Consider the following 25,581-nt stretch of genomic DNA (forward strand, 5'->3'; position numbering starts at 1 on the left):
GTTGCACGCGCAAGGAACGCATTCAGAGGACGAAATGCGGGGCGGGGGCTAACGGGTCCCGGAGATCTTCGCGCTGCCGAGCACGAGGTCGCCTCCGGCGGCGTCGGTGCGGTACAGCACGACGACCTGCCCCGGCGCGACGCCGCGCAGCGGCTCACGAAGCTGGATGCTCACTGAGTCACCCGAGTCGCCGGAAACCTCCGCGACGGCGTCGACGATCCCGCCGTGCGCACGCACCTGCACGACGCATTCGGTCGGGCCGTCCAGCGGCCGCTCGCTCGGCCAGATCGGGCGGTCGGCCTCGATCACGTTCACCCCGAGGTCCCGCGCGGAACCGACCTTCACGGTGCCCGAAACCGGCTCCAGCGAGAGCACGTAGCGCGGCCGCCCGTCCGGCGCCGGCGCCTCGATGCCGAGTCCCTTGCGCTGGCCGACGGTGAAGCCGTGCACGCCGGTGTGCTCACCGAGCACGGCGCCGGTCTCGGCGTCCACGAGCTGCCCGGGACGCTGGCCGAGCCGCTTCTCCAGGAAGCTCTTCGTGTCCCCGTCCGGGATGAAGCAGATGTCGTGGCTGTCCGGCTTCTTCGCCACCGACAGGCCACGGCTCGCGGCCTCGGCGCGCACGTCGGTCTTCCACGAATCGCCGAGCGGGAACAGCGAATGCCGCAGCTGCTCGGGCGTGAGCGAGGCCAGCACGTACGACTGGTCCTTGCCGGTGTCGACGCTGCGCCGCAGCTCCGGCACACCGTCCACAAGGGACAGACGGGCGTAGTGCCCGGTGGCGACCGCGTCGAAGCCGAGCGCCATCGCCTTGTCCAGCAACGCTTCGAACTTGATCTTCTCGTTGCAGGTGACGCACGGGTTGGGCGTCCGGCCCGCGGCGTACTCGCCCACGAAGGTCTCGATGACCTCTTCGGTGAACCGCTCGGCGAAGTCCCAGATGTAGAACGGGATGCCGAGGATGTCCGCGGCGCGCCGCGCGTCGCCGGAGTCCTCGATCGTGCAGCAGCCACGCGATCCGGTGCGCAGCGTGCCGGGCTTCGCCGACAGCGCCAGGTGCACGCCGACGACCTCGTGCCCGGCGTCCACGGCGCGCGCGGCGGCCACCGCCGAGTCCACTCCCCCGCTCATCGCGGCCAGTACGCGCATCTTCCTCACACCTCTTGCTTCTGCGTCTGCTTGCGCATTCCGGCGAGCCCCGCCTGCCTCGCCCTGTCGACGACGCCCGCGATCTCCCTCGAAACCGCTTCAACGTCTTCCGGTGCCGAGGTATGCCCGAACGAGAACCGCAGCGACCCGCGCGCGGCCGCGGGTTCGGCACCCATGGCCAGCAGCACGTGGCTCGGCTGCGCGACACCCGCCGTGCACGCCGAACCGGTGGAACATTCGATGCCCTTGGCGTCCAGGAGCATCAACAGGCTGTCCCCCGCGCATCCGGGGAAGGTGAAATGGGCATGCGTGGGCAGGCGCTCGCCCTCGCCGCCGTTGAGCACCGCGTCCGGCACCTCGCGCCGGACGGCCTCGATCAGGTCGTCCCGCAGTTCGGCGACGCGTTTGGCGTACTCCTCGCGGCCTTCGACCGCTGCCTTGACCGCCGTCGCGAACGCGATCACCGCGGGGACGTCGAGCGTGCCCGAACGCACGGCGCGCTCCTGGCCGCCGCCGTGCAGGACCGGCACGCACGCGGTGTCGCGGCCGAGCAGCAGCGCGCCGACACCGTAGGGGCCGCCCAGCTTGTGCGCGGTGAGGGTCAGCGCCGCGGCGCCGCTCTCGGCGAAGTCGACCGGCACCGCGCCGACCGCCTGGACGGCGTCGGTGTGCAGCGGGATCTCGTGCTCGGCGCAGACGGCGGCGAGCGCGGCGATCGGGTTGACCGTGCCGACCTCGTTGTTCGCCCACATCACGGTGACCAGCGCGACCGTCTCGGGACTGTCGCCGATGGCGGTGCGCAGCGACTCGGGAGTGACCCGGCCGGCCTGGTCGACCTCGACCCAGACGATCTCGGCGCCCGCGTGCTGCTCCAGCCACTCGACGGACTCGAGGACGGCGTGGTGCTCGACGGTGCTGCACAGCACCCTGGTCCGCTTCGGGTCCTCGCCGTTGCGGGCCCAGAAGATGCCTTTGACCGCGAGGTTGTCGCTCTCCGTGCCACCGGCGGTGAAGATCACCTCGGACGGCCGGGCGCCCAGCGCCTCCGCGATCACCTCGCGGGCTTCTTCGACCCGGCGGCGGGCCCGGCGGCCCGAGGAATGCAGCGCGGAGGCGTTGCCCACTGTGGACAGCGCCTCGGACATCGCCGCTACGGCTTCGGGCAACATCGGGGTGGTCGCCGCGTGGTCGAGATAGGTCATCGCCATACCAGGGTAGACCGCTCCGGGGCGTGACCAAGCCCACCCTGGTCAGCGGGTGGCGGCGCTCATACCCGACGGCCACCGGCCGGTCAGCCGCACCCCCAGCAGCGCGATGCCGGTCAGCACCACCGAAAGCACCAGGATCGCCGCCGACGGCTCCTTCGCCGACGCCAGCGAAGCGAGCAGAACGCCGCCCAAACCGATGGTCAGAGCCGATCCGACCCAGTCGCCGAGCTGCAGCGCCGAGGTGTTGAACCCGCGTTCGGCCTCCGGCGAGTAGCGGAGCAGCAGTACCGAGATCGCGGGCATCGCGATCCCCATCCCGGAGCCGCCGACCGCCGACGCCACGAACGCCATCCAGCCGGGGAACGAGGGCAGCGGGACGAAGACGAAGATCGCCAAACCAGCCGCGACCAGCGCGAACCCGGCCCGCAGCGACGCTTCACGCGACCAGTCGAGCATGCGGCCCTGCAGCATCGACCCCGCCGACCAGCCCAGCGCGGTCACCGTCAGCGGCAGCCCGGCCAGCGCGGGGCTGTAGCCGTGGACCTCGGTCATCGTGAGCGGCAGATAGGCCTCCATCCCGGCGTACGCGCCCGCGATCAGCGCGCGCGAGGCGATCACTGTCGGCAACCCCGGCCGCGACGTCAGCGTCCCGGCGGGCAGAAGTTTGCGGAGCGCGTACCCGAGGGCGACCAGACCGGCGCCGCCGTAGGCCAGCGCCGCGAGGGACGGGTGCTGCGCCGCCCAGGTGAGCGCGGCGACGCCGAGGGCGGCGACCACCGCGGGCACGACCCCGGCCCGGCGCGCGGACTCGGCGGGCGCGTGGCTGGGCAACTTGCGCGTGACGACGACCAGCAGCGCGAGCCCGATCCCGGTCAGCGGGATCAGCCCGAGGAACACCCAGCGCCAGCCGACGCTCACGGTCACCACGCCCGCGATCGAAGGACCGATCACCGCCGGCAGCACCCACGCGGCGGCGTTGGCGGCGTAGATCACCGGACGTTCGCGATCGCTGAAGGTGAGCGCGATCAGCAGGGACACCGAGACCAGCAGAAGACCGGCACCGAAGCCCTGCAATCCCCTGCCGAGCAGGAGCAGCGGCATGTCGTGCGCGAGTCCCGCGACCAGGAGCCCGGCGGCGAACAACGCGGTACCGGCGAGCAGCGCGGGCGCCGGACCCTTGCGGTCGCCGAGGCGTCCGGAAAGGACGGTCGCGACCACGCTGGCGACCAGGAACGTGGTGAAGGGCCAGGCGTACAGCGCGAGGCCGTCGAGATCGGCCACCATCGTCGGCATCGCGGTGGCGACGCCCATGCTCTCGAACGCGATGAGCGTGACCATGAGCAGCAGCCCGATCGTGGTCACGCGATGCTCAGGTGTCCAGAGCACACCCTTCTTTTCCCCAGTGATCGTCATACGACGAGCCTGGCACCTCCAGTTCGGTGGAGGTCAAGCGCCGACGGACTCCAGGCGCAGCTCACGCGCCAGCACGGCCGCTTCTCCGCGTGAGGTGACTTCCAGCTTCCCGAGGATCTTCCGCACGTGGAACTTCACCGTGTGCTCGGTCAGCGCCAGCTCTTCGGCGATCTGCCGGTTGCGTTTCCCGCGCGCGATCCCGGCGAGGACTTCGAGTTCACGCGGGTTCAGCCGGTCGAGCGGGCGCAGTTCCGGCGTTTCCTGGACGCCGAGCGGCAGGACCGCGGTGATCGTGGCGCCCCAGCCGGGGACGGCGTCGACCTCCCAATGGCCGCCGAGCGGGGTGATCCGCTCGGTGAGCCCGGTGGCGGGCACGGCGCGGGCGACGTCCGGGCCGTCGTCGCGCACGGTGACCCGGAGGTGCTGCCCGTCGATCCGCCAGGACGCCCGGACGCGGGTGCTGCCGCGCTCCAGCGCGGAGAGCACGAGGCCGCGCGACACCGTGCGCGCGGTGTGCGCGATGTCCTGCGGGAGCGGCCGTTCGTCGTCCGGCCCGGCTAGGTCGACGGTCACGTCGCTGTGGCGCACCAAAGGAGCCAGCTGGGTGACGAGGAAACCGAACGCCTTCGACGCGGGCTCAGCCGAGAGTTCCTGATCGCGGTCCGCGATCGAGCGCAGTTCGACCAGCGCGGCCGCGGCGAGGTCGGTCGCGGTCTGCCGGGCGGCGGCGTCGCCGAGCCGCCGGGATCGCAGCACCGAGAGCAACGACGTCAACGTGGTCGCGTGGGTCTGCCCCAGATCGGTGATCGCCCGCGCCCGCGCGGTGGCCGCCGCGATATTGCTCTCCAGAACGGCGGGCTCCGGGTCGGTGGCGCGCTGGGCGGCGTTCACGCTGACGATGTCCCACAGCTTGGCGACGAATTCGAGCGCGCCGTCCGACGGTTCGTCCTCGGCGGGGACGAGCGCGATCATCGCGCCCTTGCCGATCACCGGCGCCGAGGTCAGGACGACGAGTTTCCGGCGCTTCCCGCCGAGCGTCTCTTCCGCCACCACCGCCCGGCCCGGCACGCCGAGCGCGGCGAGCCGCTGAAGTTCGGAGCTCGTGACCGCGCCGGTGATCGCCGGATCGCCGTGGACCTTGATCGGCAGGCGGGAGCAGTCACCGGTCTCCATGGCGGCGGCGCGGTGCGGCAGCACGGCCGCGGCCGTCGCGGAAAAGCGCGGCAGGAGTTCGGGGCGCGGAGCGGCGAGCATGTACTCGACCTGGCTCAACACGTGCAGCGGGTCCATGACTCCACAGTAAGCACGTCCCGGCGCGGGGACGCTGCTCTCCCGGCTAGTGAACACTGCTCGTCCGGCTGGTTCGGGCGGGGTACGGGCGCCGGTTGACTGATCGCAGCGAAGAAATCCGATAGGAGTGCACATGCGAGCGATCACCATCACCCAGTACGGCGAACCGGATGTCCTGCAGGCGGCCGAGGTTCCGCTGCCGGAGCCCGGCCCGGGTCAGGTGCGGGTCGCGGTCAAGGCCGCGGGCGTCAACCCGATCGACTGGAAGATCCGGTCCGGCGCCATGGCGGAGGTCCGTCCGGTCGAATTCCCGCACATCCTCGGCCTGGAACTGGCCGGCGTCGTGGACGCGGTGGGCGAAGGCGCCGATTTCACCGTCGGGGACGAGGTCTTCGGCTGGTCCGACACCGGCACGTACGCGGAATACGCGCTGGCGAGCAAGGTCATCCGCAAACCCGCCGGGCTTTCGTGGGCCGAGGCCGCCTCGCTGCCCATCGTCGGTGAGACGGCGTTGCGGGTACTGGGCGAACTCGAGGTCAAGCCGGGCGAGACGGTGGTACTCCACGGTGCGAGCGGCCAGGTCGGCCGGATCGCGACGCAGGCGGCCGTCGCGCTGGGCGCCACGGTCATCGGGCTCGCCGGCGCCTCGTCACTCGACGAGGTGAAGGCGCTCGGCGCGGTGCCGGTCCTGTACGGCGACGGCTGGGTTTCGCGGGTCCGCTCGGTCGCGCCGGACGGCGTCGACGCGGTGTTCGACGCGGCGGGCTTCGGTGTCTTGGGCGAGTCCGTCGAACTGCTCGGATCACCCGACCGGCTGATCACCATCGCGGATCCGGCGGCGTACGCGCAGGGGCTGAAGTTCTCGGCCGGCGGCGAGGAAAGCGCGGCGGTGCTTGAGGATCTGGTCGCGCGGGGGTGGCAGCTGAAGCTGGGTTCCAGCTACGCGCACGCCGACGCCGCCGAGGCGCACCGGGAGAGCGCGACCGGTCACGCGGGCGGGAAGATCACGCTGACCTTCGACTGACAGCCGCGCGAGCCCACCGGCGGCTGCTATGAAAGGTCCTTTCCTTGCAAATTTTGCAAGGAAAGGACCTTTCATAGCACGCGCGAGTGACCGAAAGGGTGCTGTCACGGCCGAGCGGTAGAGCGGCGGCTGGTGTGGCTTCGGGCAAGGGGGTCGTGAGTGTTTCGGGTCGTTAGAACGACACTTGCCACTCACGCCCCCCCTCGAGGGTCGTTCAGGAGAGCCGGGCTAGGGAGAGCCAGGCTAGGGAGAGACCGTCTCGGAAGCCGAGGGCGCCGGAGGAGTGACCGGGGCCGCCGAGACCACCGGGCGCCGCCGCCGCTGCACCGGGATCTGCACCCGCCCCAACGCCGCCTGCACCGCGGATTCCGCCAGCCCGGCCAGTTCCCGCCGGTCCGAAGCGCGGCCCGGCGCGATCTCCGGGCATACGTGCACCTCCAGCACCAGACCGCGCAGCGCCGCGACCCGCCGCAGCGAGGCGATGAGCGACTCCGGCCCGATGAACGCCGGCTGCGTCGTCTCCCGCCCGTCGGCGAGCCGGAAGCGCAGCGCGAGCGGCCGCACGGGGACACCGCCGTCGATCGCGGCCTGGAAGGTCGCGGGACGGAACCGGCCGGAGCCGAGACCGCACCAGGTGGTGCCTTCCGGCGTCACGCTCACGAGTGATCCGCCGCGCATCACATCGGCGAGTTCGTCCATCGTCGCGGGCAGGCTCCGCAGGTTCTCCCGGTCGAGGAAGATGCTGCCGCCGCGGCGCACCAGCAGGCCGAGCACCGGCCAGGCGCCGACCTCCTTCTTGGCGAGCGCCCGCATCGGCTGGACGGCGTTGACCGCGATGATGTCCAGCCACGAGATGTGGTTGTTCACCACGAGCGCGCCACGGCCCGGCACCGCGCGGAAACGCTCGTCGCCGAGCACGCGCAGCTTCACCCCGAACGAGCGAAGGATCCCCACGAAGAGCAGGCGCACCAACCGTTCCCTTGGCATGCCGCGCAGCACGAGCACCAGCGGCGCCGACAGGAAGGCGCCGAAGATGACGCCGATCGCCGCGGTGAACCGCAGGACGCGCCGGCCGAACGCCACCGTCGGCGCCCCTTCGCTCAGGCAGCCGTCACCGCACGGCGACTTCGGCATCCAGGCGTGGGTCATCCCTGCACTCCCAGGAAGTACTTGAGGTACCGCTCGTCGACGTTGTGCAGATCCAGCAGGACGAAGAAGTCCGCGACACCGAAATCCGCGTCGAGCGCGGGCGGGCCGTAGATCTTCGCGCCCAGGCGGGTGTAGCCCTTGATGAGCGGCGGGAGGATCGCGCGGGCGGGCCGCTCGAGACCTTCGGTCCGCCACGGGTTCAGCGGCGTCACCCGAAGGGATTCATCCGCGTAGTGCTTGGCGCGCAGGACATCCCAGACGCCCGCCGCGTAGGTCCCGCCGTCGGTCAGCGGCACGGAAGCGCAGCCCGCGAGATACCGGTGACCGGCCAGCAGCATGTAACGTCCGATCCCCGCCCAGACGAGGCTCACCACGGCGCCGCTGCGGTGGTCGGGATGCACGCACGAACGTCCCGTCTCGACCAGCGAAGGACGCAGCGCATCGAGCGCGGTGAGATCGAATTCGCTGTCGGAGTACAGCTTTCCCGCCCGCGCGGCCCGATCGGGCGGCAGCATCCGGTAGGTGCCCACGATCTCGCCGGTGTTGTCGTCCCGCACCACGAGGTGATCGCAGAACTCGTCGAAGTAGTCGACGTCGAGACCGGGTTCGAGCGAATTGAGCGTCGCCCCCATTTCCTCGGCGAACACCTGATGGCGAAGGCGTTGCGCGGCAACGACTTCTTCGTTCCCGTTCGCCACGAGAAGGGAGTAGCGCGGCGCATCGGCCGGGAGTTCGACACCTGCCTGGTCAGTACTGACGAGGAGCTGTGACGTCGTCATGAACCAGGTCTACCCCTCAGGGGGTACCAACGACAATGCGCCTGATGGCCGATTAGTGCACGTTCAGTTAATTGCGGGTTCTCAGGGTTCTCTCAGGCTGGAAGATCACTTCCGGGTAACAGAAAAGGGGCCGCCCGGGAAAGAAATCCCGAGCGGCCCCCTCTACGAACGAAGGACTCAGCCCTTGCGCTTCTGGACCTCTTCGGTCAGCTGCGGCGCGACGTTGAACAGGTCGCCCACCACACCGAAGTCGGCGATCTCGAAGATCGGCGCCTCGGCGTCCTTGTTGACCGCGATGATGGTCTTCGAGGTCTGCATACCCGCGCGGTGCTGGATCGCGCCGGAGATGCCGAGCGCGATGTACAGCTGCGGCGAAACCGTCTTACCGGTCTGGCCGACCTGGAACTGCGCCGGGTAGTAGCCCGAGTCGACGGCGGCGCGGGAAGCACCGACAGCGGCACCGAGCGAGTCGGCGAGCGTCTCGACGACGTCGAACTTGTCGGCCGAGCCGACACCGCGGCCACCGGAGACGACGACCGAGGCCTCGGTCAGCTCCGGCCGGTCGCCGCCGACGATCGGCTCGACGCCGGTGATCTTGGCCGACTTCGCCGGGTCGCCCGCGGGGACCTCGACGGTCTCCTCGGCGGCCGCACCCTCGGCCGGGGCCGCCTCGACCGCGCCCGGGCGGACCGAGATGACCGGAACACCCTTGGTGGACTTGGACTTCACGGAGAACGCGCCACCGAAGATGGACTGGTCGACGCTGCCGTCGCCGTTCACGCCGACGGCGTCGTACAGCAGACCGGAGCCGAGGCGGACCGCGACACGAGCGGACACCTCCTTGCCTTCGGCGCTGGCCGCGACGAGCACGGCGGCCGGGGAGGTCCGCTCCGCGAGCGCGGCGAGGACATCCACCTTCGGGGTGACCAGGAAGCCGGTGGCGTTGTCGCCCTCGGCGACGTACACCTTGGCGGCGCCGTGCGCGGCGAGGGCTTCCTTCGCCTTGGCGGCGGTGCCGGTCGGGCCGACGACGACCGCGGACGGCTCACCCAGTTCACGAGCGGCGGTCAGCAGCTCGAGCGTGACCTTCTTGACTTCACCGTCGACGTGGTCGACGAGGACGAGTACTTCAGCCATTTCCCTATTCCTCCTCGAAACCTGTCTCAGATGAGCTTCTGCGCGACCAGGTAGGCGGCCACCTTGCTGCCGCCGTCACCCTCGTCCTCGACGCGCTCACCGGCGGTGCGCGGCGGCTTCGGGGAGGCTTCGAGCACGGACGACCAGGCGTTGCCGAGGCCGACCTCGCCGGCGTCGACGCCGAGGTCCGCGACGGTCAGCGTCTCGACCGGCTTCTTCTTCGCGGCCATGATGCCCTTGAAGGAGGGGTAGCGCGGCTCGTTGATCTTCTCGCCGACGCTCACCACCGCGGGCAGGTTCGCCTCGAGGTGCGTGACGCCGTCCTCGGTGTAGCGGTCGGCCTTGATCGAGGAACCGTCGACGGTCAGCTCGTTCACGTGGGTCAGCTGCGGCAGGCCGAGCAGCTCGGCGATGATCGCCGGCACGGCGCCACCGCGGCCGTCGGAGGCCTCGTTACCGGTGATGACCAGGTCGAAGCCCTCGACCTTGGAGATCGCGGCGGCCAGCACCTTGGCGGTGGCGATCGCGTCGGAGCCGTGCAGGGCCTCGTCGGAGACGTGGATGGCCTTGTCGGCGCCCATGGACAGCGCCTTGCGGATCGCGTCGGTCGCGCGGTCGGGACCCACCGAGACGACGGTGACCTCGCCCTCGCCTGCTTCCTTGATCTTCAGGGCTTCTTCGACGGCCTTCTCGTTGATCTCGTCGAGCACGGCGTCGGCGGATTCGCGGTCAAGAGTGTTGTCGGCACCGGAGAGCTTCCGCTCCGAGTAGGTGTCCGGTACCTGCTTGACCAGGACAACGATGTTCGTCATGGGTCTACTTCGACCTCCCGTTGGTGGCCGGCGACGGCCACGGGGCAACAGCTCTACTGGCCGGTAGATTAGGGCCATTTCAGCGCCGCGGCCCGCCGAGGTGACCTCATTCACCTGGATGCACGTTTTAGTGGGACCATCGTCCAGGTAATTCACCCGGAAGTGAGTGTTACCGGCCGACTAACCCGAACGGCCGTATTCCGGGGTACACCCGCCGGGTGCGACGGGCTAACCTGCCCCACCATGCGTTCCATGCCCGGCCCTGTCGCCGTGATCACGGACTCGACCGCCTGCCTTCCCGCCCCGGTCGCCGAACGCTGGGGAATCGGCGTCGTTCAGGTCCAACTGCAGGTCGGCGAGCAGTTCGACGAAGAGAACCGTTACGACCGCGAAGACATCATCGGCCATCTGCGTGCCGGAACCCCGGTGAAGACGGCGCCGCCCGAGGTCGCCGCGTTCTTCTGGGCGTTCCAGGACGCCGCGAGCAAGGGCGCCTCGGCGATCGTCAGCGTCCACATCTCGGGCCGGATGTCGGAGACGGTGAACGCCGCCCGGGAGGCCGCCCAGCAGGTGAACGTCCCCGTCCACGTGCTCGACAGCGGGACCACCGGGATGAGCCTCGGTTTCGCGGCGACCTCGGCGGCCAAGGTCGCCGCCGCCGGCGGGCAGGCCACCCGGGTGATCGCCGCGGCCGAACGCCGGTTCCGCGGCAGCCGGGAGATCCTCTACGTCGACACGCTGGAGTTCCTGCGCCGCGGCGGCCGGATCGGCGCCGCGCAGGCCTTCCTCGGCTCGGCGTTCTCGATCAAACCCCTGCTGACGGTGAAAGACGGCGAGGTCGCCCCGCTGACCCGGGTCCCGGGCCAGCGGCGGGCGCTCAACAAACTCGTCGATCTCGCGGTGGACTGCGCGGGCGATCAGGACGTGGAGGTCGCCATCACCCGGTTCGGCCCGGACGAACGCGATCTCGAAATCGGCGGGCGGTTGCGGGCGCGGCTGCCGCATATGGTCGACAGCACCCTGGTGGACGCCAGCATGATCCTCGGCGCCCACCTCGGCCCCGGCGCCATCGGCATCACGGTGTCGCCGGTGTAGCGCGCTTCGAGGGGATCAGCGCCAGCACCACCGGGAGCACCGCGCCCAGCGCCGTCGTCGCGACGATCAGCACCTGGTCCACCGGCTCGAAATGCGAGACGTGGCCGAGGTGGTAGAGGAAGTGCGGCAGTCCGAAGCAGAAGGTGGCGAGCGCCGCGAGCCTGGCCACGGCGGTCGTCCCGATCACGGCGGCGCCGATCAGGATCGCGGAAAGCGCCAGGTTGAGGCCGCCGAAGTCCTGGATCAGGTGTTCGTTGAAGGGGCCGTCCATCGCCACCCAGCCGGTGCGGAACCCCGGGAAGTCCCGGTAGAAGCCGTCCGGGCTGAACAGCGGCCACAGCCCGACGGGCAGTTCGATGAGACCGAAGACGACGAGCAATACGCGGGTGAATGTCCTTTGCATACCTCCTGGACTGCGCAGCGCCGCGAAACGTGACACGCGTTTGGTCCTCTGGATGCGGTCCTTGCGCGTGCAACTACCGCATCCAGAGGACTAACTGCGGCGGAGCGGGAAGTGACCGGCCGGTAGGGTCGCGGCGTGACCACCCCAGCCACCAGGGCCGAAGCGCTGCACCTCACCGGTGAACGCACCGTGCCGGGCATCGCCGAGGAGAACTACTGGTTCTCCGCGCCATGAACGCTATGCGCCCGAGGGAACATCCAGCATACGATAGGTGTGCCTCGCAACGCTATGCGAGCAGTTTCGGCGGCAGCGAATTTACAGGTTCGCCGGTTCGCCACACTCTGTAACGAGCCTCAGGCGCGCCCCCTCGCGCTCGTGCTCGTCCTCGGCCTGGCGCGGGATGAGTGCGGCCGCGGTCGCCGCGCCGCCGCCGGCGAGGCTGACGAACTGCCTCTCGACGGGACCGTCCACAATGTCCGCGAGCATCGCGGCGATGGTCGCAGCGACGTCCGCCGAGGGGTCGATCCGGAGCACATGCGTGGCTCTGTCGTACACGGCCTCGTACAGCTCGACGGGCGCGATGACGATGGTGAGGTGCCCCAGGATCTCCAGGGCGCCGGGGAGGTACTGCGCAAGATCCGGTGCCATGTGCGACATGTCGGTGACAAACGTCCCACCATTAACACTACCGGGACGGTATGACCCGATCGGCGTAAAAAGATTCAGTTTTCAACTACACGGGGTCATGATCTGCGTATTTGCGGTGATCAGCGGCCTACTTGACCAGCTTCGCCGACCGTTTCACCTTGCCGGTCACGTAGCGATCGCCGCCGGCGGCGATCTCGTCTGCCGACCCCGTGCTTGACGGCCTGCCCGCCGCGGCTTCAAGACGCCGTTCCATCTCGGCGACGAGCTCCCTATTGGTCAGCTTCGTGACGTCGAGATGCACCGTCTTCGCCCGCGATTCCTCAGGCGTGATGATGCCGGCCGCTACGAGCACTTCCAGGAGTGAGCGGCCGAACGCCTCGGCGACCGCGCGCGCGTTGTCGACGGATGGCGCGCCGCCGGTCATCCAGCGACTAAGCCGACTCTCGGCTATGCCCGACGCGCGCGCGAGGTCAGCCTTCTTCCACCCGCGTTCGTCTAGCAGGCCTTGAAGGTAGACAGGGAAGGTCTGGGTTTCGCCCATGGAAGGCGATACTAACTTGCGCGTGCGCAAGTGGCTACCCGCCCCCGAAGGGTTCCCCCTGGTCGGACCATAAAACGACCATGTGTTCGATACGTTCGGCCGAGCCGGTCACTCACATTGTCGTACTTCCGCGTACGCAAATTCTTGCGTGCGCGTACGCAAGTTGATAGCGTGAGCGCATGACGAACCGCCCCTCAATCCGAGTCCGGGGGGACTTCGCCGCCAAGGCGGCCGAGCAGGGACACAGCACCTACAGCGCCATCGCAGACGCGATCGGCGTGGACCAGTCGAACGTGGGCCGCGTCCTCCGCGGTACGTCCCGCCCATCGAACGAGTTCATCGCGGGCGCCGTCCGGGCGCTCGGCTCGTTCGAGGACCTGTTCGAGGTCCGATGACCACCACCCAAGACATGAAGAACCCCCGCCGCGCCGGGACCAACCAGGCGGCAGGGGTTCAGGGAAACGACTACCCCGAAGGGCAACCGATGACCACAGCATACGTGCCGAGTGGCACCGAACGCGCGGACCTCGCCGCCATCCTCGCGCGCCGCGGTGTCCGCCTCGAACTCGCGGACGACTTCGAGCCGCGCGAATGCAACTGGAACGGCCTGGAGACCTGCGGTCCGGTCATCTTCCGCATCCACCGCGCCCCCGCCGCGAACTCGGGCTACCCGGCCGACGACGTCGAGGTCGGCCTCTGCTGCTTCACCGACGCCTTGAACGTCGCGCAGTCCGAGCAGGACCCGAACTCGAACGCGGACCTCATCGTCGAGCGCCGGATCGGCGCGTGATGGGTCTCCGCGACGCCTTCTGCAAGGCGAACGAGACCGTCGCCGCCGCCGAGCGCGACATCGACCAGTGCCGGGCGGACGCCGACGCCGCCCGGCAGCGCGCCAAGACCGCCACCCAGCGGGCCGCCACCCGCACCACCCCGAAGACCACCCCGAAAGGCTGATCATGACCACCGCCGAAGTGGCCACCACCAACCAGACCGCGCCCGCCGAGCAGAAGGTCGTTGTCCCGCTCGTTGGACAGCTGACCGACCTCGACCAGGCGTACCGGTACTCGGCTGCACTCGCGCAATCGAGCCTGCTCCCGAAGGACCTGATCGGCAAGCCGTCCAACGTGCTCGCGATCATCCTCTACGGCCAGCAGCTCGCGTTGACTCCGATGCAGTCGATCCAGTCCATCTACGTCGTCAACGGCCGCCCGTCGATGTCCGGGCAGCTCTGGTTGTCCAAGGTGCGCGAGGCCGGACACAAGGCGTTCGTGCCGTGCGCCGATTGCGGCGAGGCCAACGGCGACCACGCCAAGAACGCGCTCGGCCACCGCTACAAGCCGGACCACGACCCGCACCACTGCACGGTGACCATCGTCCGCGGTGACGACGGCGAGACCCACACCGAAACGTTCACGTGGGACGAGGCCGTGGCCGCGAAGCTCACGAACAAGGACGTGTGGAAGTCCTACCCCAAGCGCATGCTCTTGTGGCGGGCGGTGTCGAACTGCGCCACGATCATCTGCCCCGAGGTAGCGCTCGGGTTCGGCGACGAGGTCGACGAGTCCGAGCTCGCCAAGCCGACGCTCGGTCAGGTCGTCGCCGAGCGGGAAGACCGCGCCGCCGAGCAGCGCGCCGAGACCGCGCCCGAGGCCGAGGTCGTCGACGCCGAGACCGTCGAGCCGGAACCGGCCGCCGCCGACATCGGCCCCACCGCGGACGAATACGCCGAACTGGCCGAAGCGTACGAGCGCCCCACCGAAGGCCTGTTCGACCCGGACGCCGAGCAGTGACCGGCCGTCGCGAATGGACCTTCCGAAGCGAGGTCGTCACCCCGCACGGAATCCGGGTTGAAGTCGCCGTGTCCGTGCCCACCGACCTGGCCGGGGATGACGTCCTGGAAGTCGCCGAGCACGCGCAGATGGCAGCAACGCGGCTGAACTCGACGCTCCGGGCAGCCGAGAAGTCCGGCCGCGGACGCGTCTTCCGCGAAGAGATCCCGTTCTAATGGCCGCGCCGCTCACCGAGCAGGAACGCACGACCGCCGACCTTCTGCTCGAATGGGACCGGACCCGACCCCGCTCGCGGCAACGTGAGCTGGGCTGGTCCGAGGTCGGCGGATGCCGCCGCCGCGCCGGATACCGCCTCGCCGGCGTCGAGCCGTCGAACCCTGGCGGATCCGTTCAGGCTGTGTTGGGGACGGCGATTCATGAGGCCGTGCAGCAGCGGTTGAACGAGACCGCCGCGCCGGATGACCTTGTCGAGTACGAGGTCGTGTTCGCCGGGATCATCGGTCACCTCGACCGGTACGAGGCCGAGCCCGAGGACTTGATCGACGTCAAGACCACGTCCTCGCGGTGGTTGGAGCACATCAAGATATGGGGTCCGGACCGGTCGCACCTGTGGCAGGTCAACGGGTACGCCGCCGCGCTGATCGCAAAGGGCATCCGCGTGCGCCGCATCGTGATCGACTACATCGCGCGCGACACCGGCGAGGTTTACCGGTGGGTCGGGAAACCGACCGTCGAGGCCGTGCGGGACGCGCTCGACTGGCTCCGCGAGGTCCGCGACGCTGACCTCGACATGCTCCACCGCGACTACGAGCCCGACGGCCCGTTCTGCGGACACTGCCCATTCCTCGACATCTGCTGGAACGGCTACGTCCCGGACCGCGATCGCCGCTCGGTGCTGTTCGTCGAGGACCCCGACGGCGAGAAGTGGGCCCGGCAGCTCGCCGACGCGCGCGCAGCGATCAAGGCCGCGAAGGCGCTTGAAGAAGAGGCCAAGGGCGCGCTCGATGCGCTGCGCCCCAACGTTTCCGGGAAGTCCGACATCCTCGACGTCGGGTACGAAAGAGGTCTCCAATGGACGATCACGAACCCCGAACGCCTCGACGGGGACCAGGTCCGCGCCGACTACCGCAAGGCCGGGGCGAAACCGCCCGTGACGACGTCGACCTCGATCAAACTCGGGTTCGCGAAACTTCCGGACGCCGAGCCGTGACCGTGCGGGTGCGCGGGTGCACCGGCAAGAAGAAGTACCCGACCGAGGCCGCGGCCGACGACATGCTCGGCCGCATCTGGTCCAAGTGCAAACCGGGCCGCCGCCTCGAATCCCGCGCCTACGAATGTGACCACTGTGGACGGTGGCACCTGACCAGCAAACCCCTACCCCACCCCGAAACGGAGGCGTCGGCCGCATGACCACGCGAACCCGGAAAACCACCCTTCCCGTCGGCGACTTCTTCGCGATGCTCACCGACACGCTGCGCACCTCGGGCACCGACCAGTCGCTACCGATGATCTGTGGCGTCCTGCTCCACACGCCGCCCCGAAAGTCCGTCCTCGTCGCGACGTCAACCGACCGTTTCACCCTCGGGCAGGCACACGCCCCCACCGTCGGCCGCATCCCCGACGCCTGGATCCCGCTCGCCGACGCGAAACGCATCCTCACCGTCATCAAAGCGGGCGGCCTCAACGGCGACCTCGCCATCGCCGTGCACCCCGACGACCGAATCACCTTCACCACGAACACCGTCAGCGCGACGATCACGAGCCACGGCCCGGCTCCGGCGTTCCCGCCCGTTGGTGAACTTTTCAACGAGGCGGCCGCCAAGCCGACCCGCGAGACGATGCTCAACCCCGCTTGCCTCAAGCGATTTAGCGACATCGCCAAGTCCCGCGGCGAGTACCTGGCCGTTCAGATGCAGGACCGGCACAAGCCCGTCCATATCACGATCGGTGACCGGTACCGCGGCCTGATCATGCCCGTCCGCGCCCCGGCCTCGATCGCGGGTCCGGCGCCTGTGTTCCCCGTCGGTCAGCCCTTCGTTCACCCCGCAGCGCGCACCCGGAAGCAGGCAGCATGACCGACCAACTCGAACTGGCCCTCGCGGATCGGCACGCCGGGATGTCTGCGAACCTCGCCGCTGGGCGGAAGCCGTACCGGGACGACAGCGAGCGTGTCGAGGTCGCGCTCGAACTGCTCATCCGGTCCGGTGCGCAGTTCACCGCCGACGACGTCCACCGGGTGGTGGAGTTCGACGAGTCCGGCGCCCCGTACGACCGGAACCTCGTCAGCTCGGCGCTCGGGATCGCCGCCAAGAACGGCCGCATCGTCCGCGAAGCAACCCGCGTCAGCTCGGCGAGATCCCGGCACGCCAGCCGCAACGGCGTCTGGAGACGCGCCGACCGTGCCACCCCCGCAACACCATCACAACGCACCGGCAACTGATCACGACCCACCACCGCGGGCCGCGCCATCACGACCGGGCGCGGCCCGCACTGCACTCCCCGAAAGGTCACCGCCATGTCCGAAAACCCCACCACCGTCCGACTCGACGACCTCGCCCACTGCCCGCAAAACCTGCCCGGCAACCCCGGATTCCGCGCCCACCTGGCCACCAAGGACGCCCTCGAACTCATCGTCGACGTCCGCGAACTCGACGTCCGCGAGATCTGGGGCCGCCTCAACCGATGGGGCACAGAAACCCCCGAACGCCTCATCGCTGCCCTCGTCACCGTCGCCGCCATGGCCGACCCCGACCAGATCACCACCGAACCGCCCGCGTGGACGGCCGACATCGGCGGCATGAAAGCACTTCACCCCGATTACGTACCCCTGCCCGCGAACGCACTGCCCAACACCAAGAGCGAAACCCTCGCCGCCGTCGACCGCCTCATCGTCGCCGGCCTCTCCACACGCGGCGTCGCCGAGCGGACCGGCGTCACCCGCCGCACCGTCGAGAAACGCCGCCAGGCCATTCGCGACAAGATCCGCGCCAACGAGGCCGCTCTCGCGCGGCGCGGCGCCGAGCAGGACAGCGGGGCCGCCGCGTGATCCGCACGACCGCCCGCCGAGCCCGCAAGCACCACACGCACCCGTACTGCTGCGTGATCAAGCCGGGCGAGGTCTACCTCGAACACGTCGCCGCGCCGGACGACAACGACCTCGGCAACACCCACTGGTGGCGTTTGCCCGAGTGCGCCGCCGACGCCCGCCGCTACGGCCGCGGCGACCTCATCGACGCCAGGGAGGCGACACCTTGACCACCCGCACCACCAGCCGGCCGACCGACGAACGCGAGTTCATCCGCCTCACGGTCGAACTGGCCCGCCACCCCAAGATCATGGCCATGGGCGACCCTGCCGCCGCATGGGGCTACGTCGCCGCCCTGCTGTATGTCGGCGGCTTCCACACCGACGGCTGGATCACCCTCCGCACCATCGCCGCCGAGGCTGGGATCTCGACGCAAAAAGCGCGGAAACTCGTCGCCGTCGGCCTCGTCCACGAGCACGGCCACACGTGCGAAAAGTGCCCCGAAATTCCGAAGGGACAAGCATTCGTTCACGACTACCTCGCCCACAACCGGTCCCGGTCCGAAGTGGACGAACACCGCAGGTCAGCCGCCGAGCGAGGCCGCAAGGGCGCCGCCAAGAGGTGGGGCAACCCGCCCGAAACCGGGCCGAAAACCACCCCGAAACCGGATAGCAACAGCCATAGCCCCAGCCATGGCACCAGCAATGGCAAATACATGGCAGAGGTAGAGGAAGAAAGAACTAACCACCTTTCCGAGGCCCCCTACGTACCCACCACGCGCCAAAGCGACAACGAGCCGAACCGGCCCGCTACGGGTCCCGCCCCCTCGGGGCCCCGCAGCGTCCAGGCCTACAAGCTCGTCGGCAAGACCATCGGGAACCGCATCCCCAGCGCCACCCGCTCGGCCCTCGCCTTCGAGGTCGTTCAGCTCCTCGCCGAATTCGACGAACCCACCATCAGCGCCGCCCTCACCAGGTGGAACGAAAAGACCGGCATCGGGCCCAAGATCCTCCCCTCGCTCGTCGCCGACGTCATCAAAGAACAGGCCGGACACGGGGCGACCCTCGTCGCGGGCGGACGCGCGTCGAGGCCGCCGTCAGGGCGTGGCGCGAAGGTGCGCGGGTGGCTGGAGCTCGCGGCGGGTGAGGGTGCGGAGATGCCCGTTCAAGCGCCGTTCGGGGCGTTGCCGGATGCGCCGTTCCTGGAGCTCGAAGCCGGGAGCGCGTCGTGAACCGGACCGAGGTGACGCAGATCCTCGCCGCGGCCTCGGCCGTCGACCAGTACGCGCCGCAGCCGGATGAACTCGTGTTGCGGATCTGGGAGTCGATGCTCGGCGATATTCCGATGGCGGCCGCGGAGAAGGCGCTCGTCGAGCACTACCGGGAGACGAAGGCCACGATCACACCGGCGGACATTGCCGGGTGGTACCGGAATCGGCGTCGGTACGCGTCGCCGACGCACGTTTCGCCGCCGGCGGATCCGGAGACGATCCGGAACGGAGTCGACCGGGTGTTCACAGCCTTGGCGGCGCGGAAGGCGATCGCAGCGGCCGAGCGGACCGGTAGCGAGCTCGACCTCGATGAGGTCGAGCAGGCAGTTGAGGCGAACATCGCGGCGCGCCGATCGTGGCGTTCGGTGGCGTGCCCAGTGGTGTGGTGCAAGGCCGCGCCGCAGGAGCCGTGCACGTCGAGGGGCAAGCCGTTGACGAAGGAACCGTGCCACCCGACCCGGATGGATGCCGCGTTCGCCGCGATTACCGTTATCGTGCCGTAATACTTCCGTTCACGTCAGTTCTTGCGTGCGCGCACGCAAGTTGATAGCGTTGCCGTAAGTCGCCGCGCAGGCGGTGACACACCAAGGGAGACGACATGACCGACAGCGGATTGACCACCCGCATCGACATCGTGAGCGAGGACCTGTCCACGCTCACCGACGCCGAGCTTCGTGAACGCCTCGACGACGCGCTTCTCGCGCAGGACGAGCCCGTCGACGACATGACCACCGACTTCGAGTACCGCGAGAACCTGCCCAACCTGATCCGCGCGCTCATGGACGAGACGCACGCGCGCGCCATCGCCCACGACGTCGAACGCGAACTCGCCGACGTCGACACCGACGCACTCCCGCACCTGCTCCAGTTCGCCGAGCTCGCCCAGGAGAGCGACGCCCGAACCGTGATCGCGCTCCGCGTCCTCCGCGCCGAGATCGACCGCCGCGCCGCCGAGGCACCGCGCGAACTGACCCCGCTCGATCGCGCCGCCGCGATCATCGAGCACGCACGCACGCACGAACTGCACTGGAGTTTTAGCAACATCTCCGCCAGCTCCGAGGCATACGCGCAGCTCTGGACCAAAGAGGGCACGAGTTCGATCGCCGCCCTTCGCCCGTGGATCGCGAGCCTCGGTGCCGAAACGGTCGAGGTGCGCAAGCACAACGGCAAGTACCAGATCACCGCGGCTGGATGCATCGGCAAGCGGCGCGACATCCCGTTCACGGTCACCGCGATCACCCGCGATGCCGAGACCAAGGCGCTCGCCAAGGCCCTCAAGCGGTACACGCTGTCGCTCGACGAGGTACCGGCGCGCCTGATCGAAGCGTGCGAGCGGCCGATCCCGCGCGACCACATCCCCTCGGCCGACTGCTGGTGTGACCCGACGTTCAACCAGTCCGGCCAGTTCTTCAAGCACCCGACCAACGACGGACTCCCGGCCAAGTTCGAGCCGCCGATCGTGCCGGGCGCCGAGCAGGACGCCGACGGCTACGCCCGCGAGGACCACCGATGAGCGACACAGACCGAACCTGCCAGTCGGTCAACAACTCCACCCCCCGTGATGAGCGGCTTGACCGGCTCGCACTGGGGTCGGATTGCCACCGGTGCGGGTCCGGAGCTGACGACACCTGCCGCACGCCGTCCGGCAAGCCGACCGCCCCGCATCGTCGGCGGATCGACCGGGCGGTGGCCCAGTACCTCAAAAGGAATGGCCTCAAGTGAAGCGAAGCACCTACGTGTGCCGCCGATGCGGACTCCCCATTCGGATCTGGGGCAAAGGCATCAAAAGCACTTACTGGAAGCACTCCAGCGGCGGCGGATCGCCGAAGTCCTGCGGGCAACGCCCTGACCCCATTCGCCGAAAGGACGCCCCGTGAAGGACCCGACCGCCCGTGAGCACAAGACCGAACGGGGAGCGCTGCTCGCCGCACTGGAACACCGGTGCATCAAGCCGGGTCTCTGGGAAGTCGAGGGCTACCGCGTCGAGCGCCTTCCACAGGCGAACAGTTGGGGTAAATGGCTATGTACTCGGATCGCCGATCCGAAAGACAACCATCTCCACGTCAACTTCACTGCCGCGTTGCGATGGATCGCAGACCGATGACCGCCCGCGAGTTCCCCGTCGGCGAGATCCTGACCCTCATGTCCGGCGCGACGTGGCGCGTCCGGAACCTGAACGACTACGGCAACGGACGAATCGGCGTCGGCCTGGTCAACCCGTTCAACCCCAACCACGGAACCGCGTTCTTCGCCGACGTCCTCGCCGGACTGATCGCCGACCGGCCCGCGCCGCCGCCGCTCACCCCGACCATGCCGCCCTGCTCCGTGTGCGGTGAAGAGGTCGAGTGTGACGCGGACGGCTTCCGCTGCCCGACGTGCCGGTGCACATGGCCCGTCGTCGGCGACGAGCCCGGCGGCTGGGACTACGTCGAGGCGACGCAGTGCACGTCGGTGATCCGCCCGTTCGCGGACTTCACCGGTGACCGATACCGCGACATCCGCGACAGCACCTACCGGTGTGTGCTCGACGCCGGCCACGAAAGCGAATTCCACCAGGGCCTCGATTACCACTGGTCGTGGCGCGACAACGACGAACGCGCCATCCCCGCCGAGCCGCCCGCCGAGGCCACGTCGTGAAGCCCTGGCAGTGGTGGGTGCGGCGCCTCGGCGTCGCGCTCGCCCTCGCCGGCCTCGTCCTCATCCTCTTCTCTCTCATCTTCGGAGGCACCCCTTGAGCGGAGACGCCGCACGGTGGCGCGGACGACCGGAGCCCGAGTCGGGCGTGGTCTACCAGTGCCCGAACAACCACCTCTCCACCTCACACCGAGGCCCCTGCAACGAGCCCGGGTGTGTGTTCAACCCGGCCACACAGGATGGAGACGACAAATGACCGTCCGAATCGGACACAAGCCCGCGGCGCCGAGCGCGACCGCGCGCACGTGGACGTGGCTTCTCGCCCACGACCACAATCTCGAAATCGTTGCCCGCACGGTAAAGATCGTCGTCACCGTGATCTTCGTGCTCGGCCTGCTGCTCACCGGCGGCGCCCGATGACCGACACGAAACCCCGCGAATGGGGTCGAGGCACCCCGGAACCCGCCGACCGGCCCGACGTCACGGACCGGCACGGCGACGTGTGGTCCTGGTACCCGACCGGCGTGTGGGTCTCCCCCGAAACTCACCCGTGCTCGTGGGAGTACATCGCCCGAAAGTTCTTTCCCCTCACCGAGGTCTCGAAAGCCGGTACCCGATGAGCAAACTCCCCAAGCTCCCGGACAGCCCATGTGGACACCCCGTGAACTCCAACGGGAACTGCACCGACCCGGACTGCTGGAACTCGAACGCGAAGCGACACGAAGGGCTCGACAAGTGACGGACATCGCCGCGGCCGCGCGCATCAGCGCCTACGTCGCCGAACGCAAACGCCACCTCGACGCCCGCGCCGACGTGATCCACGGATTCGGCCTTGGCCCGGACGCGAAGGTGCTCCGCGCCTCCGACATCCGCGCCGTGCTCGCCGACCTGTCCGGCCTCACCCGCCCGGAACGCTGCCAGGACTGCGCCACCGACCCCGCGGGCCCGTGCCCGATGTGCGCGATCGCGATCTACGGCGACGTCGACGGCCTCGCCTACCTCGACGCGCGGGCCGAACGCGAGGTGATCCGCGACTTCATCGCCGAACGGGGCCAGGTCATCACGGCCATCAACAACTGCCACCCCGACAACACCGCGGACTACCACCGCTGGCAGGGACACGCCGAGTCCCGACGCCAGCTCGCGGAACGCCTCAACCGCAAGGAGGCTGACCGTGGCTGACCGCGTCTCCTACACCGTGACCGCATCCGCTCTCGGTGCGTGGGATGCCGTCCTCGCGCCCGAGCGGCACATCACCCGCGAGCAGGTACAGAACATCCTCGCGGTCGCGTGCACACCGGATGTGCCCGTCACGGCGGCAATCGTGGAGCAGGGCAAGTACGTCGAGCAGGTCGCGTTACTACGTGATCCGAGCAGCACGCACAGCACACCATCCGTTGAGGACTGCGTCGCGTTCGCGGAGCGGCTTGCGGCGGCCGAGGGATGGTGTGCTCTGGCCGATGCGCCCGAGGATCTGCCAACGATCGCGATCATGCTCGGTCTTCGCGAGGGCTACCACTCGGCCGCCACCGTGCACCCCGCGGATGTGGTCGAGCAGCACCTCGATGCGCTCGGCGTGTCCGGGTACGGCTTCGCGCCCGTGCACCTGTTTTCGTCGCGCCGCCTTCGCAGTGACGTTCGGCGCGTCTACGACGAGCCGGGGGTCATGATCGGTCTCGATTCCGCCGACCTGTCCGCGGTCACGGACCTTGCGCACCGGATCCGTCAAGACCGGTTCGTGGTCACCGACTACCCGGCAGGCATCACCTACGCACTCCGACGTAACCCCCACGGGGGCGACCGTGCCTGACCTCGTGAGCCTGCTCGTACGCGCCTACGCCGCCATCCTCCGCACCCGCGAAACCGTCCGTGCCCGCGTCGCCCGATCCCGCGCGATCGCCTGGCAGGAAAGGAACCCCCGGCCATGACCGAGACCCGCCTTCACGTCGAATGGCTCGCCGAAGACGGGTTCATCGTCGTCGGAACGCTCGACCCTCACGCCGCGTTGGCCGCCGCCGTCGATGACGACGACGAGATGGTGATCCGCTACTCGGCCGTCGAAGAGGCGTACTACGTCCCCGACGAGGATCCGTCGCGACAGGCCGTCGCCGAACTCTCCGACGCCATGCACCAGTGGCTCCAGGGCGCCGCGCCCGGCCTCTACCGCTGGCTCCCGGCATCCGACGAGGACCGCGCCGAACACGACGTCACCCGCTGGCTTTCCCGCGCAGACAAGGCCGCGGCCGACACGTTCGAGGGGGTCCTCTTCCCGTGAACATCACGACCACGATCCCGCTCGGCGGTGTCCCGTGTGGACGGTGCGGATACCCCGCCACTCGCTTACCCCCACCGACCGCGGATCCCTGTACGTGCTCCACCTCGACCCCCGCGTCCCGCCCTGCCCGGCACCCAACACCACCGGAGGCCGCCCGTGAGCGAGTCCACCTGTCCCACCGGCCAGCCCTACCCGCACAAGCTCACTGCCGCGTGCCACCCGGACAAGCCGTCCGCAACCCCCGCGGACGAACTCCGCGCCGCTGCGAAGCTGCTCCGCGAACGCGCCTCGGCCGTCCCACCCGGCAAATGGGTGCCCAGCAAGACACGCACCCTCGGCGACCCCGTCATCGTCAACGATCCGGACCGGCCCACCGTGCTCATCGAGACGCACGCCGCACGCTACGAGGACGTCAACGCCTACCTCCTGCTCGTCTCGCCCACGATCGCCGAACCGCTCGCCGCGTGGCTGGACAACACGGCCGAGTGGGCGGCGACCGGGGAACCTTGCCCGTTCGCCGAGGCCGAGGCCGTCGCAAAGCTCATCCTCGGCGGTGCCGCGTGAACGCGCCGCGCCGGTTCGAGGTCGACGTACCGATGATGCGACGCCGCAAAGGCGGCCCGCTCGAACCCCCGCTCTCCGAAAACGACCGCTGGCACCACATGCAGCGCGCCCAACGCACCACCGTGATCCGCTACGGCGTCCGCGACGCCGCCCGCCGCGCCGGCATCCCGACCGGCAGCCACATCACAGTGACGCTGCACTACGCGCCCGGCGACAACCGGCGGCGCGACGAGGACAACCTCGTGCCGACGCTGAAAGCCGCGTGCGACGCCCTCGCCCGCGGACGCAACCGGCAGTGGATCGGGCTCGAACTCGTCCCAGACGACACCCCGAAGTACATGAAGAAGCACATGCCGGTGATCCACCCCGGCAAGGGAGAGCGTCGACTCTGGCTCGAAATCGAGGTCCGCCCGTGAAGATCCGCATCACCGGCACCGAGAAGGAAACAGCGGCGGCCTCCGAACTGCTGCGCGTCGTCTTCGACGTACGCGAGATCAGCGAGTTCTACCCGAACCGCGGCGCCTCGAAGCTCGGCCGCGTGTACGTCGAGGCCGAGACCGAGTGGACCGTCGAGGAAATCGTCGGGTGGCTCGTCGACTCTGACCCGCCACCCGCCGACCTCGCCGACCGCGTCATCGAACGGAGGAACGACACGTGACCCTGCTGCGCCATCTCGGCCGCGCCGCCGCGCTGCTGCTCGCCGTCGCGACCGCCGTTGCCCTCATCGGGGCGCTGGTCGCGCTCGGCGCCGCCGTCGGCACCGCCGGCGTGCTCGGCGGGGCGGCGGCCGTCCTCGTGGGACTGCTGTCGTGACCGCCGTCGCCGAGCCGCCCCGCCTCCCGCGCACCGTGCCCGACTGGCACGGGAAAGGCGCGTGCCAGCTTTTCCCCGAACTGGACTTCATCGAAGCTCGCGGACCGGTCGCGCTCGCCGCCCGCGTCATCTGCCGTGCCTGCCCCGTCCGGCTCCAATGCGCCACCGACGCACTCGAACGCGGCGAACCCTGGGGAATCTGGGGAGGCCTCGACCGCAAGGACCGCAAGGCCGTCGCGCTCGAACTCGGGTACCCGGTGCCCGCCGTCCTGCCCGAGCACGGCACGAACTCCCGGTACGCGAAGCACGGGTGCACCTGCCCGGACTGCCGCCGCGCGCACGCCCTCTACGAATTCGACCGGCGCGCCCGCGCCCGCAAGGCCGCCCGCGACCGGGACGTATGGACGTCGCCCGCCGAGCTCGTGCAGCCGGTCCGCGTCGGCAGGCACGTCCTCGGCCCCGGCCAGCTCGTGTTGCCGCTCCCGGGTCTCCCGCCGCTGCCCGCCACCGAACCCGCCGCCGAGCGGCCCACGCTCCGCCTCGTCGCCTGAAAGGAACCGAC

Annotated in this window: 39 protein-coding genes and 1 pseudogene; 29 read left to right on the forward strand and 11 right to left on the reverse strand. The window is 69.4% G+C overall.

Annotation, left to right across the window (positions count from 1 at the left end; translation table 11 throughout):
- Positions 1-48: 48 nt before the first annotated feature.
- Genes mnmA through ACLJQ7_RS33020 form a run of 4 tightly spaced genes read right to left on the reverse strand, consistent with a single transcriptional unit; the run spans position 49 to position 5,060 of the window.
- The gene (gene mnmA, locus ACLJQ7_RS33005) at positions 49-1,149 is read right to left on the reverse strand and encodes a tRNA 2-thiouridine(34) synthase MnmA (protein WP_410652066.1); all 1,101 of its coding nucleotides are present in this window, start codon (positions 1,147-1,149) and stop codon (positions 49-51) included.
- Between the two features lie 5 nt (positions 1,150-1,154).
- Entirely contained in the window at positions 1,155-2,351 is a 1,197-nt protein-coding gene (locus tag ACLJQ7_RS33010) for a cysteine desulfurase family protein (RefSeq protein WP_410652306.1), read from the reverse strand.
- A gap of 48 nt (positions 2,352-2,399) precedes the next feature.
- A complete protein-coding gene (locus ACLJQ7_RS33015) occupies positions 2,400-3,770 on the reverse strand; it encodes an MFS transporter (RefSeq protein WP_410652067.1) in 1,371 nt (456 codons plus the stop codon).
- 33 nt (positions 3,771-3,803) lie between these two features.
- Positions 3,804-5,060, reverse strand: a complete 1,257-nt coding sequence (locus tag ACLJQ7_RS33020; RefSeq protein ID WP_410652068.1) for a LuxR C-terminal-related transcriptional regulator — start codon at positions 5,058-5,060, stop codon at positions 3,804-3,806.
- A gap of 133 nt (positions 5,061-5,193) precedes the next feature.
- Here ACLJQ7_RS33020 and ACLJQ7_RS33025 point away from each other — a divergent pair, with 133 nt between their 5' ends.
- Entirely contained in the window at positions 5,194-6,084 is an 891-nt protein-coding gene (locus ACLJQ7_RS33025; RefSeq protein WP_410652069.1) for an NADP-dependent oxidoreductase, read from the forward strand.
- Between the two features lie 243 nt (positions 6,085-6,327).
- On the opposite strand, the gene ACLJQ7_RS33030 is transcribed toward ACLJQ7_RS33025, so the two are convergent.
- The 4 genes from ACLJQ7_RS33030 to ACLJQ7_RS33045 all read right to left on the reverse strand — a co-directional run bounded on the left by ACLJQ7_RS33030 (position 6,328) and on the right by ACLJQ7_RS33045 (position 9,961).
- Positions 6,328-7,233: a lysophospholipid acyltransferase family protein gene (locus ACLJQ7_RS33030; RefSeq protein ID WP_410652070.1), complete on the reverse strand. Its 906-nt coding sequence runs from the start codon at positions 7,231-7,233 to the stop codon at positions 6,328-6,330.
- The gene (locus tag ACLJQ7_RS33035; RefSeq protein WP_410652071.1) at positions 7,230-8,012 is read right to left on the reverse strand and encodes a GNAT family N-acetyltransferase; all 783 of its coding nucleotides are present in this window, start codon (positions 8,010-8,012) and stop codon (positions 7,230-7,232) included. Before ACLJQ7_RS33035 ends, ACLJQ7_RS33030 begins: the two co-directional genes overlap by 4 nt.
- A 177-nt stretch (positions 8,013-8,189) precedes the next feature.
- Positions 8,190-9,149: an electron transfer flavoprotein subunit alpha/FixB family protein gene (locus ACLJQ7_RS33040; protein ID WP_396563865.1), complete on the reverse strand. Its 960-nt coding sequence runs from the start codon at positions 9,147-9,149 to the stop codon at positions 8,190-8,192.
- Between the two features lie 26 nt (positions 9,150-9,175).
- Positions 9,176-9,961 (reverse strand): electron transfer flavoprotein subunit beta/FixA family protein, encoded by a 786-nt coding sequence (locus ACLJQ7_RS33045; RefSeq protein ID WP_125673496.1) that lies wholly within the window; start codon positions 9,959-9,961, stop codon positions 9,176-9,178.
- Between the two features lie 243 nt (positions 9,962-10,204).
- On the opposite strand from ACLJQ7_RS33045, the gene ACLJQ7_RS33050 reads away from it, so the two are divergent.
- Positions 10,205-11,056, forward strand: coding sequence for a DegV family protein (locus ACLJQ7_RS33050; protein ID WP_410652072.1), 852 nt, complete (start codon positions 10,205-10,207; stop codon positions 11,054-11,056).
- Here the strand turns inward: ACLJQ7_RS33050 and ACLJQ7_RS33055 are convergent.
- On the reverse strand, positions 11,037-11,459 hold the full coding sequence (locus ACLJQ7_RS33055; RefSeq protein ID WP_410652073.1) for a hypothetical protein: 423 nt from the start codon (positions 11,457-11,459) through the stop codon (positions 11,037-11,039). The genes ACLJQ7_RS33050 and ACLJQ7_RS33055 overlap by 20 nt on opposite strands.
- A gap of 135 nt (positions 11,460-11,594) precedes the next feature.
- On the opposite strand from ACLJQ7_RS33055, the pseudogene ACLJQ7_RS33060 reads away from it, so the two are divergent.
- Positions 11,595-11,681 (forward strand): annotated as a pseudogene (locus ACLJQ7_RS33060) (SAM-dependent methyltransferase); the annotation flags it as partial.
- 93 nt (positions 11,682-11,774) lie between these two features.
- Here ACLJQ7_RS33060 and ACLJQ7_RS33065 read toward each other — a convergent pair.
- Positions 11,775-12,107 (reverse strand): hypothetical protein, encoded by a 333-nt coding sequence (locus tag ACLJQ7_RS33065; RefSeq protein ID WP_410652074.1) that lies wholly within the window; start codon positions 12,105-12,107, stop codon positions 11,775-11,777.
- A gap of 127 nt (positions 12,108-12,234) precedes the next feature.
- Positions 12,235-12,648, reverse strand: a complete 414-nt coding sequence (locus ACLJQ7_RS33070; RefSeq protein ID WP_410652075.1) for a helix-turn-helix domain-containing protein — start codon at positions 12,646-12,648, stop codon at positions 12,235-12,237.
- Between the two features lie 179 nt (positions 12,649-12,827).
- Here ACLJQ7_RS33070 and ACLJQ7_RS33075 point away from each other — a divergent pair, with 179 nt between their 5' ends.
- From ACLJQ7_RS33075 to ACLJQ7_RS33200, 26 genes are all read left to right on the forward strand, one after another.
- Positions 12,828-13,043 carry a helix-turn-helix domain-containing protein gene (locus tag ACLJQ7_RS33075; RefSeq protein WP_410652076.1) on the forward strand — a complete coding sequence of 72 codons (216 nt, stop codon included), beginning with the start codon at positions 12,828-12,830 and terminating at the stop codon, positions 13,041-13,043.
- Positions 13,040-13,438 (forward strand): hypothetical protein, encoded by a 399-nt coding sequence (locus tag ACLJQ7_RS33080; RefSeq protein WP_410652077.1) that lies wholly within the window; start codon positions 13,040-13,042, stop codon positions 13,436-13,438. The genes ACLJQ7_RS33075 and ACLJQ7_RS33080 overlap by 4 nt, the downstream gene beginning before the upstream one ends.
- Positions 13,435-13,602 (forward strand): hypothetical protein, encoded by a 168-nt coding sequence (locus ACLJQ7_RS33085; protein ID WP_410652078.1) that lies wholly within the window; start codon positions 13,435-13,437, stop codon positions 13,600-13,602. The genes ACLJQ7_RS33080 and ACLJQ7_RS33085 overlap by 4 nt, the downstream gene beginning before the upstream one ends.
- Before the next feature lie 2 nt (positions 13,603-13,604).
- The gene (locus ACLJQ7_RS33090; protein WP_410652079.1) at positions 13,605-14,438 is read left to right on the forward strand and encodes a hypothetical protein; all 834 of its coding nucleotides are present in this window, start codon (positions 13,605-13,607) and stop codon (positions 14,436-14,438) included.
- A 68-nt stretch (positions 14,439-14,506) separates the two neighbouring features.
- Positions 14,507-14,653, forward strand: coding sequence for a hypothetical protein (locus tag ACLJQ7_RS33095; protein WP_410652080.1), 147 nt, complete (start codon positions 14,507-14,509; stop codon positions 14,651-14,653).
- Positions 14,653-15,648: a PD-(D/E)XK nuclease family protein gene (locus ACLJQ7_RS33100; protein WP_410652081.1), complete on the forward strand. Its 996-nt coding sequence runs from the start codon at positions 14,653-14,655 to the stop codon at positions 15,646-15,648. Before ACLJQ7_RS33095 ends, ACLJQ7_RS33100 begins: the two co-directional genes overlap by 1 nt.
- Complete coding sequence (locus ACLJQ7_RS33105; protein WP_410652082.1) at positions 15,645-15,848, forward strand: hypothetical protein; 204 nt, start codon at positions 15,645-15,647, stop codon at positions 15,846-15,848. Before ACLJQ7_RS33100 ends, ACLJQ7_RS33105 begins: the two co-directional genes overlap by 4 nt.
- Entirely contained in the window at positions 15,845-16,513 is a 669-nt protein-coding gene (locus ACLJQ7_RS33110) for a hypothetical protein (RefSeq protein ID WP_410652083.1), read from the forward strand. The genes ACLJQ7_RS33105 and ACLJQ7_RS33110 overlap by 4 nt, the downstream gene beginning before the upstream one ends.
- Entirely contained in the window at positions 16,510-16,878 is a 369-nt protein-coding gene (locus ACLJQ7_RS33115; RefSeq protein WP_410652084.1) for a hypothetical protein, read from the forward strand. Before ACLJQ7_RS33110 ends, ACLJQ7_RS33115 begins: the two co-directional genes overlap by 4 nt.
- 75 nt (positions 16,879-16,953) lie before the next feature.
- Positions 16,954-17,484, forward strand: coding sequence for a hypothetical protein (locus ACLJQ7_RS33120; protein ID WP_410652085.1), 531 nt, complete (start codon positions 16,954-16,956; stop codon positions 17,482-17,484).
- Entirely contained in the window at positions 17,481-17,693 is a 213-nt protein-coding gene (locus tag ACLJQ7_RS33125) for a hypothetical protein (RefSeq protein ID WP_410652086.1), read from the forward strand. Before ACLJQ7_RS33120 ends, ACLJQ7_RS33125 begins: the two co-directional genes overlap by 4 nt.
- Entirely contained in the window at positions 17,690-18,694 is a 1,005-nt protein-coding gene (locus tag ACLJQ7_RS33130) for a hypothetical protein (protein WP_410652087.1), read from the forward strand. Before ACLJQ7_RS33125 ends, ACLJQ7_RS33130 begins: the two co-directional genes overlap by 4 nt.
- Positions 18,691-19,236: a hypothetical protein gene (locus ACLJQ7_RS33135; protein ID WP_410652088.1), complete on the forward strand. Its 546-nt coding sequence runs from the start codon at positions 18,691-18,693 to the stop codon at positions 19,234-19,236. The genes ACLJQ7_RS33130 and ACLJQ7_RS33135 overlap by 4 nt, the downstream gene beginning before the upstream one ends.
- Positions 19,237-19,331: 95 nt before the next feature.
- Positions 19,332-20,246, forward strand: a complete 915-nt coding sequence (locus ACLJQ7_RS33140) for a hypothetical protein (protein WP_410652089.1) — start codon at positions 19,332-19,334, stop codon at positions 20,244-20,246.
- 360 nt (positions 20,247-20,606) lie between these two features.
- Positions 20,607-20,837, forward strand: a complete 231-nt coding sequence (locus ACLJQ7_RS33145) for a hypothetical protein (protein ID WP_410652090.1) — start codon at positions 20,607-20,609, stop codon at positions 20,835-20,837.
- A complete protein-coding gene (locus tag ACLJQ7_RS33150) occupies positions 20,834-21,370 on the forward strand; it encodes a hypothetical protein (RefSeq protein ID WP_410652091.1) in 537 nt (178 codons plus the stop codon). The genes ACLJQ7_RS33145 and ACLJQ7_RS33150 overlap by 4 nt, the downstream gene beginning before the upstream one ends.
- Positions 21,371-21,619: 249 nt before the next feature.
- Complete coding sequence (locus ACLJQ7_RS33155) at positions 21,620-21,787, forward strand: hypothetical protein (protein WP_410652092.1); 168 nt, start codon at positions 21,620-21,622, stop codon at positions 21,785-21,787.
- A gap of 315 nt (positions 21,788-22,102) precedes the next feature.
- Positions 22,103-22,549 carry a hypothetical protein gene (locus ACLJQ7_RS33160; protein ID WP_410652093.1) on the forward strand — a complete coding sequence of 149 codons (447 nt, stop codon included), beginning with the start codon at positions 22,103-22,105 and terminating at the stop codon, positions 22,547-22,549.
- A complete protein-coding gene (locus ACLJQ7_RS33165; RefSeq protein WP_410652094.1) occupies positions 22,542-23,177 on the forward strand; it encodes a hypothetical protein in 636 nt (211 codons plus the stop codon). The genes ACLJQ7_RS33160 and ACLJQ7_RS33165 overlap by 8 nt, the downstream gene beginning before the upstream one ends.
- Complete coding sequence (locus ACLJQ7_RS33170; protein WP_410652095.1) at positions 23,170-23,295, forward strand: hypothetical protein; 126 nt, start codon at positions 23,170-23,172, stop codon at positions 23,293-23,295. The genes ACLJQ7_RS33165 and ACLJQ7_RS33170 overlap by 8 nt, the downstream gene beginning before the upstream one ends.
- Complete coding sequence (locus ACLJQ7_RS33175; RefSeq protein ID WP_410652096.1) at positions 23,292-23,642, forward strand: hypothetical protein; 351 nt, start codon at positions 23,292-23,294, stop codon at positions 23,640-23,642. Before ACLJQ7_RS33170 ends, ACLJQ7_RS33175 begins: the two co-directional genes overlap by 4 nt.
- A 156-nt stretch (positions 23,643-23,798) precedes the next feature.
- Complete coding sequence (locus ACLJQ7_RS33180; RefSeq protein ID WP_410652097.1) at positions 23,799-24,206, forward strand: hypothetical protein; 408 nt, start codon at positions 23,799-23,801, stop codon at positions 24,204-24,206.
- Positions 24,203-24,622 carry a hypothetical protein gene (locus ACLJQ7_RS33185; protein ID WP_410652098.1) on the forward strand — a complete coding sequence of 140 codons (420 nt, stop codon included), beginning with the start codon at positions 24,203-24,205 and terminating at the stop codon, positions 24,620-24,622. The genes ACLJQ7_RS33180 and ACLJQ7_RS33185 overlap by 4 nt, the downstream gene beginning before the upstream one ends.
- Entirely contained in the window at positions 24,619-24,864 is a 246-nt protein-coding gene (locus ACLJQ7_RS33190; RefSeq protein WP_410652099.1) for a hypothetical protein, read from the forward strand. The genes ACLJQ7_RS33185 and ACLJQ7_RS33190 overlap by 4 nt, the downstream gene beginning before the upstream one ends.
- On the forward strand, positions 24,861-25,019 hold the full coding sequence (locus ACLJQ7_RS33195; RefSeq protein WP_410652100.1) for a hypothetical protein: 159 nt from the start codon (positions 24,861-24,863) through the stop codon (positions 25,017-25,019). Before ACLJQ7_RS33190 ends, ACLJQ7_RS33195 begins: the two co-directional genes overlap by 4 nt.
- Complete coding sequence (locus ACLJQ7_RS33200) at positions 25,016-25,570, forward strand: WhiB family transcriptional regulator (protein ID WP_410652101.1); 555 nt, start codon at positions 25,016-25,018, stop codon at positions 25,568-25,570. The genes ACLJQ7_RS33195 and ACLJQ7_RS33200 overlap by 4 nt, the downstream gene beginning before the upstream one ends.
- The last annotated feature ends 11 nt before the right edge of the window (positions 25,571-25,581 follow it).

Source organism: Amycolatopsis sp. cmx-4-54 (genome assembly GCF_046548895.1).
GTDB lineage: Bacteria > Actinomycetota > Actinomycetes > Mycobacteriales > Pseudonocardiaceae > Amycolatopsis.

Bases quoted from the DNA above. Each gene is read 5' to 3' on its own strand.
- mnmA (WP_410652066.1), bottom strand. From the start codon at position 1,149: ATGCGCGTACTGGCCGCGATGAGCGGGGGAGTGGACTCGGCGGTGGCC.
- ACLJQ7_RS33010 (WP_410652306.1), bottom strand. From the start codon at position 2,351: ATGACCTATCTCGACCACGCGGCGACCACCCCGATGTTGCCCGAAGCC.
- ACLJQ7_RS33015 (WP_410652067.1), bottom strand. From the start codon at position 3,770: ATGACGATCACTGGGGAAAAGAAGGGTGTGCTCTGGACACCTGAGCAT.
- ACLJQ7_RS33020 (WP_410652068.1), bottom strand. From the start codon at position 5,060: ATGGACCCGCTGCACGTGTTGAGCCAGGTCGAGTACATGCTCGCCGCT.
- ACLJQ7_RS33025 (WP_410652069.1), top strand. From the start codon at position 5,194: ATGCGAGCGATCACCATCACCCAGTACGGCGAACCGGATGTCCTGCAG.
- ACLJQ7_RS33030 (WP_410652070.1), bottom strand. From the start codon at position 7,233: ATGACCCACGCCTGGATGCCGAAGTCGCCGTGCGGTGACGGCTGCCTG.
- ACLJQ7_RS33035 (WP_410652071.1), bottom strand. From the start codon at position 8,012: ATGACGACGTCACAGCTCCTCGTCAGTACTGACCAGGCAGGTGTCGAA.
- ACLJQ7_RS33040 (WP_396563865.1), bottom strand. From the start codon at position 9,149: ATGGCTGAAGTACTCGTCCTCGTCGACCACGTCGACGGTGAAGTCAAG.
- ACLJQ7_RS33045 (WP_125673496.1), bottom strand. From the start codon at position 9,961: ATGACGAACATCGTTGTCCTGGTCAAGCAGGTACCGGACACCTACTCG.
- ACLJQ7_RS33050 (WP_410652072.1), top strand. From the start codon at position 10,205: ATGCGTTCCATGCCCGGCCCTGTCGCCGTGATCACGGACTCGACCGCC.
- ACLJQ7_RS33055 (WP_410652073.1), bottom strand. From the start codon at position 11,459: ATGCAAAGGACATTCACCCGCGTATTGCTCGTCGTCTTCGGTCTCATC.
- ACLJQ7_RS33065 (WP_410652074.1), bottom strand. From the start codon at position 12,107: ATGGCACCGGATCTTGCGCAGTACCTCCCCGGCGCCCTGGAGATCCTG.
- ACLJQ7_RS33070 (WP_410652075.1), bottom strand. From the start codon at position 12,648: ATGGGCGAAACCCAGACCTTCCCTGTCTACCTTCAAGGCCTGCTAGAC.
- ACLJQ7_RS33075 (WP_410652076.1), top strand. From the start codon at position 12,828: ATGACGAACCGCCCCTCAATCCGAGTCCGGGGGGACTTCGCCGCCAAG.
- ACLJQ7_RS33080 (WP_410652077.1), top strand. From the start codon at position 13,040: ATGACCACCACCCAAGACATGAAGAACCCCCGCCGCGCCGGGACCAAC.
- ACLJQ7_RS33090 (WP_410652079.1), top strand. From the start codon at position 13,605: ATGACCACCGCCGAAGTGGCCACCACCAACCAGACCGCGCCCGCCGAG.
- ACLJQ7_RS33100 (WP_410652081.1), top strand. From the start codon at position 14,653: ATGGCCGCGCCGCTCACCGAGCAGGAACGCACGACCGCCGACCTTCTG.
- ACLJQ7_RS33110 (WP_410652083.1), top strand. From the start codon at position 15,845: ATGACCACGCGAACCCGGAAAACCACCCTTCCCGTCGGCGACTTCTTC.
- ACLJQ7_RS33115 (WP_410652084.1), top strand. From the start codon at position 16,510: ATGACCGACCAACTCGAACTGGCCCTCGCGGATCGGCACGCCGGGATG.
- ACLJQ7_RS33120 (WP_410652085.1), top strand. From the start codon at position 16,954: ATGTCCGAAAACCCCACCACCGTCCGACTCGACGACCTCGCCCACTGC.
- ACLJQ7_RS33140 (WP_410652089.1), top strand. From the start codon at position 19,332: ATGACCGACAGCGGATTGACCACCCGCATCGACATCGTGAGCGAGGAC.
- ACLJQ7_RS33150 (WP_410652091.1), top strand. From the start codon at position 20,834: ATGACCGCCCGCGAGTTCCCCGTCGGCGAGATCCTGACCCTCATGTCC.
- ACLJQ7_RS33155 (WP_410652092.1), top strand. From the start codon at position 21,620: ATGACCGTCCGAATCGGACACAAGCCCGCGGCGCCGAGCGCGACCGCG.
- ACLJQ7_RS33175 (WP_410652096.1), top strand. From the start codon at position 23,292: ATGACCGAGACCCGCCTTCACGTCGAATGGCTCGCCGAAGACGGGTTC.